Annotated in this window: 10 protein-coding genes and 1 tRNA gene; 3 read left to right on the top strand and 8 right to left on the bottom strand. The window is 41.1% G+C overall.

The genetic code is table 11. From position 1 onward, the window contains the following. Nucleotides 1–108: 108 nt before the first annotated feature. The 3 genes from OCU87_RS19465 to OCU87_RS19475 all read right to left on the bottom strand — a co-directional run bounded on the left by OCU87_RS19465 (nt 109) and on the right by OCU87_RS19475 (nt 2,319). Nucleotides 109–1,434: a sensor domain-containing diguanylate cyclase gene (locus OCU87_RS19465; protein ID WP_261859154.1), complete on the bottom strand. Its 1,326-nt coding sequence runs from the start codon at nt 1,432–1,434 to the stop codon at nt 109–111. Between the two features lie 295 nt (nt 1,435–1,729). Continuing rightward, a tRNA-Ser gene (locus OCU87_RS19470) sits at nt 1,730–1,819 on the bottom strand. A 185-nt stretch (nt 1,820–2,004) separates the two neighbouring features. Next, complete coding sequence (locus tag OCU87_RS19475) at nt 2,005–2,319, bottom strand: DUF3081 family protein (RefSeq protein WP_094957995.1); 315 nt, start codon at nt 2,317–2,319, stop codon at nt 2,005–2,007. Between the two features lie 239 nt (nt 2,320–2,558). Here OCU87_RS19475 and OCU87_RS19480 point away from each other — a divergent pair, with 239 nt between their 5' ends. Continuing rightward, nucleotides 2,559–3,740: an amino acid aminotransferase gene (locus OCU87_RS19480; protein ID WP_062687915.1), complete on the top strand. Its 1,182-nt coding sequence runs from the start codon at nt 2,559–2,561 to the stop codon at nt 3,738–3,740. 28 nt (nt 3,741–3,768) lie between these two features. On the opposite strand, the gene OCU87_RS19485 is transcribed toward OCU87_RS19480, so the two are convergent. The 4 genes from OCU87_RS19485 to OCU87_RS19500 form a co-directional block, all read right to left on the bottom strand. Next, nucleotides 3,769–5,487, bottom strand: a complete 1,719-nt coding sequence (locus tag OCU87_RS19485) for an ATP-binding protein (protein ID WP_261859155.1) — start codon at nt 5,485–5,487, stop codon at nt 3,769–3,771. A gap of 2 nt (nt 5,488–5,489) precedes the next feature. Next, nucleotides 5,490–6,029, bottom strand: coding sequence for a heme NO-binding domain-containing protein (locus tag OCU87_RS19490; RefSeq protein WP_062687917.1), 540 nt, complete (start codon nt 6,027–6,029; stop codon nt 5,490–5,492). 129 nt (nt 6,030–6,158) lie between these two features. Continuing rightward, on the bottom strand, nt 6,159–6,674 hold the full coding sequence (locus OCU87_RS19495; RefSeq protein WP_261859156.1) for a hypothetical protein: 516 nt from the start codon (nt 6,672–6,674) through the stop codon (nt 6,159–6,161). Between the two features lie 190 nt (nt 6,675–6,864). Then, nucleotides 6,865–7,593, bottom strand: a complete 729-nt coding sequence (locus OCU87_RS19500) for a nitroreductase family protein (RefSeq protein WP_261859157.1) — start codon at nt 7,591–7,593, stop codon at nt 6,865–6,867. 251 nt (nt 7,594–7,844) lie between these two features. Here OCU87_RS19500 and OCU87_RS19505 point away from each other — a divergent pair, with 251 nt between their 5' ends. Then, on the top strand, nt 7,845–8,639 hold the full coding sequence (locus tag OCU87_RS19505) for a hypothetical protein (RefSeq protein WP_261859158.1): 795 nt from the start codon (nt 7,845–7,847) through the stop codon (nt 8,637–8,639). A gap of 308 nt (nt 8,640–8,947) precedes the next feature. Then, nucleotides 8,948–10,642 (top strand): HTH-type transcriptional regulator SgrR, encoded by a 1,695-nt coding sequence (gene sgrR, locus OCU87_RS19510; protein ID WP_062687921.1) that lies wholly within the window; start codon nt 8,948–8,950, stop codon nt 10,640–10,642. 109 nt (nt 10,643–10,751) lie between these two features. Here sgrR and OCU87_RS19515 read toward each other — a convergent pair whose 3' ends face one another. Continuing rightward, entirely contained in the window at nt 10,752–11,957 is a 1,206-nt protein-coding gene (locus OCU87_RS19515; RefSeq protein ID WP_261859159.1) for a serine hydrolase, read from the bottom strand. Nucleotides 11,958–12,083 lie beyond the last annotated feature (126 nt).

Here is a 12,083-nt window from a genome sequence, read left to right on the forward strand (position 1 = left end):
ACAAAGCACGGATGACAAAAGCACTAACAATTTAGCGCCTTGCATTACTATGACGGAGTTTTAGTGGGTTATCCGCAGGTAATTCCCCACTGTAAGTAGTTTGTGGGGTTAGTCTTTAATACAAACTCGATTACGCCCTGTTTTTTTTGCTTCATAGAGCGCTTCGTCGGCATCGCTTAAAGCGCTCTTCATCGTATCTGTACCATTAAAGTAAGCGATACCAATGCTAACCGTGATGTTAATGTGTAGGTGTTGAATGAAAAACGGTGCTTTTGCCACGCTTTCTCTGAGCTGGTCACAATACTGCTTAGCTTGAACTTGGTTAAGATGAGGCATCAGCATCATAAACTCTTCCCCTCCTGTTCGTGACAAAGTGAATTCTGAATTTACTTTGGCAGCACACAGCTTTGAAAATTGCATTAAAACCTTATCACCAACTTCATGCCCATAAGAATCATTAACGTTTTTAAAAAAATCGATATCAAAGATCGCGATAGAACCAGATGTATTTTCTTTTTTTAAAGTTTCAAACCTGTTTTCGAATCCTCGGCGGTTGAGAAGTTCCGTCAGGAAGTCGGTGTGCGCTTCATTTTGTAAGTCACAGCGCTCTTTCTCTGAACGACGGTATTTATTAAAGTATTTTATCGGTGAAATTATTAGAAATAAAATCAATAAAAGCGCAAAAAAACTCAGTAGTCTAAATTCTATACCAGTGTCACCTGATGATATTGATATTTGCCAATTAGTGTTGAAAATGTTGATTATGTCTTTATGGGCTCTACAGTTAACGATACCTTTTGAACTAATCACTTTCTCGTAATAGTTTGCGTTATCTGGGTCATAGCCGATGATAGAATAGTTATTTACATTCTCGCTTTTCAATGTTTTTTCAAGAGTATTTAATATGGACTCTAAATAGATAACAGAAGCCGAGAAGCCGATAAAACCATCTTGATTTGAAATGCTTTTACGTAGAATAAAAGCTTGTTTGCCATTTTGAACAAGCTTCACTGGTCCGATAATGACGTTTTTTTTGCCAATAATTGACTGGTTAGCACCCAGTGTTCTGTATTTATCTTGTGAAACGTTATGGCCAATAGCCCGTTTGTGTTCTTCATACGGGTAGACAAGTGTGACAATACCATTTGGTAGAAATAACAAAGAATCCACATTGTTATAGGTTGATAATAGCGTCTGACTCAACTTATGAAATGCATCTAAAGATACAGAGTTATTATCAGAAATTAAGATCATTTCTTTTAATACTTCAGCGGTAATCAAGACATCATTAAAGATGGCTTTCATTTCTTTATTTATTATATTAACTGTTTTAGCAGATTCTATATTGTTTTTTACTGTGCTTAATTCAGAGGCAAGCAACTCAGTTAACATGAATAATAAAATGATTAATATTGCTTTTATTGTTCTATTCATTTCGACTACCACAGCTAAGTTCTTTTTCCACACCCTTAGTTAACGTCTAAAAACTTGTTTAAGCCCTATATATACGTGTTAACCATTATGCTTAATGAGAATTAAGAGTTGGGAATTATACACATAATTGAATAACGAATGATGAGGATATGATGTATATACAACTAAAGATTTTTATCGATCGAATTAACTGATCGAGTTGATTTGTGTTTTCGTTCGATGGGTTTGCTTTAAATGCGGTTAACATAGCTTAAACGTAAAAAAGGCGCTAATAAATTAGCGCCTTTCTTGAATATGGCGGAGAGATAGGGATTTGAACCCTAGGACGGGATAAACCGCCGCCGGTTTTCAAGACCGGTGCTTTCGACCACTCAGCCATCTCTCCGTAAGTGCGGTGAATGATATAGATGTTAGTTGGGGGTGTAAATAGTGAGGGGAGTTGACTGTTGTGGTTTTGAACGTTTTGTGTGTTATGTGAGAGGGTCGGTTTGGGATTGATCACTGCGCTGTGGCTTATTTGAACAAAGTCAGCATGTTAGCGGTAACATGCTGACAATAAAGCCATTCAAATTAGTAGGTTTCATCTAAAATGATGAGCTTTTTCATAAAGGCTTGGATTTGAGTTTCATTATTGCTGTGAAAATCTGTGGTTGTTTGATTAATAATACCTTCAGGATCTTCATTGGCAGTATGGAAGTGGTAAGTATTGTGGAAATTAATGTCTAAGCTGACATTATCATCGGCAAGCGTAATGCTATAGCCGTCATAGCTTTCCTGACAGGTTATACCGTCTAATTGGCTTCCTTTCTCACCTATGGTTTGACCCTGTGATTTTATTTTTTCGCATACACTTAGCAGCGTGCGAACGTCTGCATTGTTTCTCATTACTGCCTCCTGACTGTGCATATTTTCATTTATCTACTCTTACTGTAGAACGTTGCTGCTTCCTTTCCAGTGTAAGTTGAATTTTCATTAATTAAGATCAAACAGCATGCCTTCTGATGTCACACTTTCTTGCTTTTATGCACCCCAATAGTCGTTATTAACAGTGAATAACACCGTGATATTTTTAATGAGTGTGATACTTTGAAGATATTACCAGCCTGAAATGGAATTTTTACGCAATGTTTAAACAACTTAGCCCTGCACAATTAGATCCTATATTGTCACTTTCATTAGCGTTCCGTGAAGATGCGCGAGCAGATAAAGTAGATTTAGGTATTGGTGTTTACCGTAATACTCAGGGTGAAACCCCCATCATGTTGGCTGTTCAAAAAGCACAGCAACAATTGTTGGCCGAACAAACCACTAAGGCTTACGTAGGTTTAGCGGGCGACGAAGTATTTAACCAATCCATGATGGATCTTTTGCTGACTGGGACATCAGCTCATAGTCGCTCGGCAGCAGTGCAAACACCAGGTGCGAGTGGTGCGTTACGTATGCTGGCTGATTTAATGCATATTGCGCAGCCAGATACGACAGTTTGGCTCACCAATCCAAGCTATGTTAACCACAAACCAGTGATGGAAGCGGCAGGTTTGAAAGTAAAGTTTTACCCCTACTTTGATACAGCCACTAAACAAGTGAACAGCCAAGCCATGCTGGCTGAAATAGCGAAAGCTGGGCCGAATGATGTCGTGTTATTACATGGTTGTTGCCACAACCCGACGGGTGCTGACATAACATTTTCAGATTGGCAGGCTATTACTGAGCTTGCCAATAAAAACGGCTTTTTGCCATTTGTTGATATTGCTTACCAAGGTTTCGGTGATGGCCTTGAAAAAGACGCCGCTGGCTTACAGCACTTAGCGGATAATGTCGAAGAGATGATTATTGCTACCTCGTGCTCTAAGAACTTTGGTTTATACCGCGAGCGTACTGGTGCCGCCATTATCGTCAGTGACTCTTTGAAAGAGGCGCAAAAAGCGAAAGGGCGAATTTTGAATTTAGCGCGTTCAACTTACACTATGCCGCCAGATCATGGTGCTGCTGTTGTTGCTAAGATTTTACAAGATGAAGCGTTAACGAAAGATTGGAAGGCAGAGCTTTTAACGATGAATCAGCGTTTGTTGAATTTGCGTAGTGGCTTAGTGAAAGCGATTCAAGCGGTAGGATCGAATGAGTTTGATTTTATTGAGAAGCACAAAGGGATGTTCTCTGTTACGGGTTTATCACCTGAGCAAATTGGACGTTTGCGTGATGAATTTGCGATCTATGCCGTTGCTGATGGTCGTGTGAACATTGCAGGCTTACAAGAACAGAAAATAGATTACCTTGCGAATGCATTGGTGACGGTGTCACGTTAAGGTTTTTAAGATGGGGATTACATATTATCTATAGTCCCCATTTCTCTATCATGCTTCTTAATTCTGATGACTGGTAAGGCTTACACAGAATATCGTTCATGCCTGCATTCAGACAATCTTCTCTTTCTGCTGTTGTTGTGCCAGCGGTTAATGCAACGATCGGCCTGATGTAGCCTTGTTCACGTAATATTTTAGTTGCACTATAACCATCCATGATTGGCATTCGGCAATCCATTAAAATAAGGTCGAATTCACAGTGTTCTAGCGTATCAAGAGCAATTTGACCGTTGTCTACTATTGCTGGTTCTATGCCCATTTTGTTGAGCATTAGTTTGATGATCATCTGATTGGTCTTTAAATCTTCGACGACAAGGATTGATAGCTTATCGAGTGGTTTACTTATTGATTGTGAAGCTGCTTCTTGCACGATAGGTTGGTCATGAATGGCAAGAGGGAGCATCACTGTGAAAGTAGAGCCTATCCCGAGATCGCTATCAAGCGTAATTTTTCCGTTCATTTGTAAGGTAAGTTGGCGACAAATAGCGAGCCCTAACCCTGTACCTTCATGACTTCGTTTACTCGAAATGTCTACCTGACTAAAGGGTTTGAACAGCTTACACTGTTGTTCGATGGCGATTCCACAGCCTGTATCCGTTACGGAAAAAACAAGTTGTTCGTCTTGCCAATCAATGTACGTATTTACACAGCCATCTTGAGTAAACTTAATCGCATTACCTATTAAGTTCACGAAAATTTGTTTAATTCGGTCTTCGTCACCAATTAAATAAGAGGGAACCTTGTCGCTAATCGTTACTTTGAAATCGAGCTGTTTTTCAGAAGCGCGGTGCATGAATACTGCTTGGAGCTTTTCGGCAATAGAATTACTATTAAAGGGATTATTAATAAGCTCTAGCATTCCTGCGTTGATCTTACTGTAGTCCAACAGATCATTAATGATCGCGCGGAGTAATTCGCCAGAATGGTTTAAAGTTGTTAGCAATTTGCGTTGTTCGATATCAAGAGTGCTTTCACCTAACAGTTCGGCAGTGCCTAGTAAGCCATTGAGCGGGGTGCGAAGTTCATGGTTTATCATCGCAAGGAAATCACGAGTGGCTTGTTCAGATGCTTCTGCACGCTCTCGTGCTTGAATAGCAAGTGCCAGAGTAATATGACGGCCAATTGTGGTTCGAAGCATTTCGCCAAATAATGCGACGTGCTTTTGAATCGTTGTGAGCCAAGACCCCGAAGCTTTTATACGAGCGGCAAAAAAACCAACATTGTCATCTCTTATATTTAGCGCGACCCAATATGTGGCTTCCTTCTTATCCCAATAATTCGAATTATCTGTCAAATGTTTAGGTGGCGTCCATTGTTGACGGCGCCCACTAAAAAAATCACCGTCAAAGTCGAGTGTACTGCGGTGATTTATATGGATGCAAATAGCCCTAACAGAGTGGTTATCAACCAGTTCATTGGCAAGTTGGTTTAGTAATTGAGGCGTAAGTGTTTGTGATAGAAATGACTGGCCGTAGCTTAGCAACATAGTTTCGATTTTAGTTTGATAGGCAAGGCGCTCAGAGTCGAGTTCGGCCTGTGCCTTGTGCTTCTCTGCTGATTGAAGCAAGAGTTGATTGGCATTGTATAAATCGAGGCTTTTGTTTTCTAGTAGCTTTTCAGCCGCTTTACGCGCAGCTCTTTCTCTGTCGAGTTTTTTAAGTAGAAGCTCAATTTGTCGTTTATCATCCATAGCTAGCCAGCCAATAACTGTATATGGAAGCGAACATGGCTTTGATCTGGTTGTATAGCTTCCATCTCAACGTGAATTTTTTGATTGAAATGATCTGCGCAGCCTTGAATTAAACCAAGGCAAACGTGCGCCATACAACGAGCTGAGTGGTAATCCATTGTCATGACGGAGTTTGTTTCTGAGATAAAGTCAAAACGGGGCGGTGTTGCATCAGGATAGAGCTTTTTAACTTCAATATGAATGTGTTCTTCGACTTTGCGAATAAATTCGAAGGTTGAGGTTTCATTGTCCACGGGAATGGGTAAGCTTTCTAGTAATCGTGTGAAAACAGCTTTGCCATAGACTTCTTGTAAATCTGTGGCTGGAACGTTAGTAATTTTGCTTAACGTGATAATGAGTTTGACTAGGTCTTTATGGTCATAACTACCAACAGTCGTGTAGGTTCCTTCGTCAAGGGCCTCGTCTAACATCTGTTGGCAAACGTCTAAGCCAAAAGAGCTTTCAACGATATCAAGAAATTCAGTAAAAATGATTCCCTTCATTAATTTTTCCTATTCTTATGTCCCGTACCGCAAGTATGGTAAGCAAAATAAAAATCGTCAAAAATCAATTACAAAAAGTAAGAATAGGTAGCGAGCTGACAATATTGCCAGCCCGTTATTAGGTGTTTACTAAATCGTTTTTTCAAGGAAAACAGATGGGTTTGTCGCTGTTAGCTGAGTGGTAAGATAAGCCGTCATTTCTTCAATAAGCTCATCTTGATTTGGAAGAGGAAGTGCGTGTACGTCGCTGATAAGTGCACTCTCTTCATTTTGGAATACCATACCACAAGCTGCCGGCTTGCCTTTAAAGAAGCCGACAAACAAGGTTGCGGCAGAGTCGGCCTCGAACATGATTTGTGTTAAATATTCGATAACAGCATCGCGTTGTTTTTCATCATTCCATAGGCTTGCTAATGTCACGGCATAGCGAATAGTAAGAGGATGGCAATCGACGGGGTAGAAGGACAGGCTGTTAGTGCGAGCAGTAAGCGGTAAAACGAGTTGTGAAGTCGAGGATGAGGCATGGAGCGCTTGGTACGATGCTAAACCGCTTTGGCTTAATTCGGTTGGGTATTCTGCATCGGTGATATGGCTTGCCATCCAAGTGTTTTTTGATTCTTTTAGTTGCTCAATCATTAACTGCATAAATTCGTTTCTGTTGTTGAGATGTCACCACCTTACCGTAAATAAAATCAGCATGATATGGTTTATCTGCAAACAATTTGAAATGATGCCTTTTCATCGTGATAACAAACAAATCGACAGTGATATACGAGTAGCACTGTCGATTTTTTATCGAATAGCTGGGTGTCATGTACTATCGAGTAACAAGCGATCAGTGTTCAAACATGATCTCTGCATTATCAACACGATGACGTTCACTGTAAATGCCGTCTTCTGCGCGTTTACCACAACCAATGATCATCGTAATTTCAGCCCCTTTTTGTAGACCAAGTAGCTGTTTTGCTCTTACTGAATCAAAACCCTCCATCGGGCAGGTGTCGTAGCCTTCTGATCGCATTGCTGTCATAAATGTCATTGCAGCAAGAGAGCTACTTTTATGTAAGCAGACGCGGACATCGGCTTTACTGACTTCACGCATCATAGGCTTGTTTCGGCCTAAAAATGCACACAGCACTTTTCTAGCCATGCCGTATAGACCAAAACGGTCATTACGGTAGACAAATGGGATCAACTTTTCATAGTACTTGAGTGCGCGTTTAGAAGTGGCATCTTCACGACCTTCAAATGCATCACGAACTGTTTTTGCATTCATTTTTGCTCGTGACTCCCATTTATAAGGCGTCACAACAAATACGATAAGCTCATTGGCTGTTTTAGCCGCATTTTGGCCCATGCAGATACGGCTTAATTCTGCTCGTTTATCTTCTGTGATTACACGGTGAAATTCCCATAGCTGCATGTTAGAGCTATTAGGAGAAAGTGCGGCAAGCTCAAGAGAGCGAGTTACTGCTTGGTGATCGAAAGGGGCACTGGCGTCATATTTACGCACTGAGCGTCGGCTATGCACTAGCTGCTCAAACGCTGATTTCTGTTCAGTCATAATCGTCAATTCATAGAAAACTTACTGGGTTTCTACCTCTATTTTACCGTTATTACAAGCCAGAGAAAAAAGACTTTCATCACTTCATTGATATTGCGCGTTGAAAATAAATATGAATGTCATGTTGAATAAATAAACTTGAACTAGCTCTATGTTTTTGCAACTTGATGCGCAATAAGTAACCAATTGGTCTAACAAGATTATAAACGATTCATTTCTCTTAGACTGGCACATTCCGAAAGGGACTTTTTATGCAAACAACTAACATGGCATTGCTCAATCCGTTACAGGGATCAACGCTGATTGATCCTAATATTTACTTCCTTCAGATTAAATCATGGCTAGAAGCAGGAAAAGCACTTGAAACTATTACGGCTAATCAACTTCAACAAGCGGTGGGGGGGAGCTATCAAAATGCGCTGCAGGTATTAGAGGAGCTCGATAGTTATATTGCAGGCGAGCAGCCAGCTCAAACGAGTGTTGACTTCCCTTTTAGTTTGATAAATCAAATGCACAATATGTATTTTGATGCTTGGCGCGTCATGTTTGGCGTGAACTTTGTGCAAGACACGGCTCAAGGTAAAGCACAGGTGGCTGAACTAAGTGCTACTCAGGCTGAATTGGCCTCGGTGCAAGCCTTGTTGGCTGAAAAGGAAGCGGATGTTGAGCGTCTGGTTTCTGGGCAAAAAGCCGTCCTAGATGAACTGGAAAGTGATGTAAATAAAGCGGTGAAGGCAAAACAGACAGCGCAACAAAATGCGAGAAAAACTAAAGCAGCGCATACGTCATTGCAAAAAGATCACAGTAAACTGATAAAGCAACACACTGCGCTAACGGTTTCACTTGAAAAGCAGCAAGCGTCTTCTGAGCAAACTAAAGCTGAGTATGAAAAATTAGTGGAGGAGATGGAGGCACAATCAAAGCATCAACTTGATGCTCAGCGTCGGCATGTTGAGGAACTGAATGAGCAGTTAGCGCGCGTTAAACAAGAACTTGTCGATAAGAATCAGCAGTTAGGTCAACAACACCATGAGAATCAAAATTAGTGTAACGCTATGAAAAAAGTCTCGAGGGTGTACCAATAGTGGCGGTGGATGGTTCTAATTACAGGATGCTGTTGGTCAGTATAGAGACAAAGTAACAGTGAAAAACAATAATGAAAAATAAGGGCAGCGTTGGCTGCCCTTACTAATGATGGACGATGCAATCTATATGTTGGGGGAACATATAGCTCAGGCGCACGGTTACCCTCGATATATCATAAAAAGAGGATAAGTTTGTTCATCGAGAGCGAGTTTAGATGTAAAATAAGGAAGTAAAAACAGAACACATTTTAAAATTAGGTTCCCCTTTTATGAGTGGTCAACGTTTAAAAACGCAGTTCCATCGCCTGTACAGCCATTTTTCTGGTCAAGACAGTGATACAACATTACAAGAGATAGCAGAAGTCCTATTCTGTACTCGTCGTAATGTACGTATGGTCATGAATAAAATGGCGGACAAAGACTGGATCGATTGGCATCCTGCAGTCGGCAGGGGTAAGCAGTCACGCTTGGTTTTTCATAGCACTGATAGTGAATTACAGCAAAGCTATGCGCGAAAACTAGTGGCGCAAGGTAAGCTAGAGCCTGCATTAGAAGCGCTGAACAATGATGCCAATATGCTTGCCCAGCTTATTCAAGAGCAACTTGGTGTGTCGACCCAGCAGGGTAAGCAAGTTGTACGCTTACCGTATTACCGTTCGTTTGGTGATTTAAATCCTCTCTTGCCGTTACGTCGTTCAGAGCAACACATTGTCCGCCAGATATTTAGTGGTTTGACTCGAATTGATGAAATAAAAGAGGAAGTCGAGGGCGATTTAGCTCATCATTGGGAGGCTATTTCTCCTCGTCACTGGCGGTTTTATTTACGTCCTGCAATACGCTTTCATAATGGTAAGTTACTGCAATGCCAAGATGTCGTTGCAACGCTGAATGAAGTAAAGCAACAGCGACTTTTTAAGCATATTCTTACAGTAGAATCTGTCGCTGCATATACGATTGATATTTATCTTAAGCGCGATGATGTTCATTTGCCCACATTACTGGCTGATACATCAGCGGTGATACAACCAGAAGAGATGCTTACGCATCGTGATCTTGATGCACTACCTGTTGGGACTGGGGCATATAAGGTTATTCAAAATGATAAGCAGCGTCTGAAATTAGAAGCATTTGATCAATATTATGGCTTTAGAGCGATGATCGATATTGTTGATATTTGGATTCTGGCCGATTTTGATGTGTTTTATCTGAAGCCTGATGCTGAAGAGCTAGAGGCGGGCAAGAATACGATTACATCGCGATTACACCTTGATGAAGGGTGTAACTATTTAATGTATAACCGCCAAACAGGCTTAGCGAATAATGAAGATTGGTTAAACTATTTTTCGCATCGATTTTCTACGTTGGCGATGCAGTGTCTGCTCGATCAGCCGAAATTTAGTGAGTTACGTCTGGTTAATGCTTACGGTTTACTTCCTGGCTGGGTCCATAACCCTGCGATTAGTGTATCGGCTATTCAACCTCCAGCAAAACGAACGGTTACTATCGCCCATCTACAAGATCATCCTATTTACCCGCTTATTGTCGAAAAGATAACTCAGTTGCTGAGTGATGATGACCTGAAAGTGAAAGTATTGGCTTTGACAACGGCGGAAATGCTATCGGGTAAACAGTCGAGTAAAGTGGATATTTGGATCAGTGGTATGAGCGTGTTCACTAAGCGTGATGACGCGATTTTGCCGTGGCTATATAATTTTGATCATCTTTACCGTGCGATGCCATCAGATGATTTTAAGGTAATGGATAGCTTAATCGCTAAGTGGCGTAGCGATAAAACATTGCCTTTTCCAGCTCATGATATTGGTTTCTTGTTAGTGCAAAGCCAACAAATTCAGCCGTTATTTCATGCTTGGTTAGGCGTGGATAATACGGGTGAATTGCAGGGGATGACGTCGAATTCACTAGGCTGGTTCGACTTTACTTCTGTGTGGAGAAAGCCAGTCTAAATAATTTCCGATAACAGGTTCAAACTGTGTATTGGTTTAATATTAAGTGATGAGCTAACAGTTACCAAATTTGTTAGCTCGAACCTAGTTGTATCCTTTAACCTGATGACTACTCTGTTTTAGTCGGCTCAGGAGACCAGTCCTGGCTATCAAACCATTGGCCGATAGGTCGCCAAACTACGTCGATCATATTTTTGTACCATGGCGCTTTATTAACGGTTTCGGCCGTTATGATTGGTTGTTCAGTCAGTAATTCTTCATTAAGATACCATTCAACTTTACCCACCATCGTTCCTTTTTCTATTGGTGCTTCAAGGTCGTGGTTGTAATACACCTTATGTTCTAACTCTTTTCTTTGGCGGCGAGGTACTGTAATAACACCGCCTTCACCTAATTCTACTGTGACGTTTGAAGGACTACCGTACCAAACGCGAACGGGTGCGAGTTCTTTATTGTTGAACTTAGGTGTTAAATCTTGAAAGAAACGAAATCCCCACGTTAATAATTTTTTACTCTCAGATGTGCGTATCTGGGTGCTATCAGCCCCCATGACAACAGCAATTAATCGTTGATCGTTTTGTTCGGCAGATGACACCAAACTGTAACCCGCCTTAGAGGTATACCCTGTTTTCACACCGTCAACATTTAACGTAGAGTCCCATAAGAGGGCATTTCGGTTACCTTGTTTGATTTTACCAAAAGTGAAAGACTTCTCTTTAAATAAGCCATAGGTGTCAGGTAAATCATGAATGAATGCGCGAGTCAGTAATGCAATGTCATAGGCTGTCGTAAATTGTTCATCAGCATCAAGACCATGTGGGTTGGTGAAGTAACTGTCGAACATTTCAAGCCTTTCAGCATGATTGTTCATCATTTCAATGAATGCTGATTGATGCCCTGCAACGTGTTCTGCCAGAGCAACAGTGGCATCGTTACCTGATGAGATAATAACGCCACGATTGAGATCATCAACGCTTACCTCATCACCAACGTTAAGGAACATTTTCGATGATCCTGGGAATTTTTTCCCCCATGCATTTTCACTGATGATCACAATATCATCATTGGCTATATGGCCAGCTTGAAGCTCGTGTCCGACTACATATGACGTCATTATTTTGGTTAAACTGGCGGGGGCGAGCGGTGCAGTTTCATTGTTGCTTGCAATAATCTGTCCTGAACCATAGCTCATTAACACCCATGCTTTAGCGCTTATCTCTGGGGGGGAGGGTAAAGGCTCTGCGTTGATCAAAGCGACATTCATGGATGTCGCAGCAATAAATGCATATTTTATAATGGTTCTGGTTGGTGTCATTGCTTATCCCGTCGTCACTGCTATCCCTACTTTGAGCTTAGTAAAATATTGAGATAGTTAGGATAAATTTATGATGTAAATGAACGTTAAGCACAGGAAGTGACTCGGCTAGCTTGCCTGTATTAG

This window comes from Photobacterium sanguinicancri (genome assembly GCF_024346675.1).
Lineage (GTDB): Bacteria > Pseudomonadota > Gammaproteobacteria > Enterobacterales > Vibrionaceae > Photobacterium > Photobacterium sanguinicancri.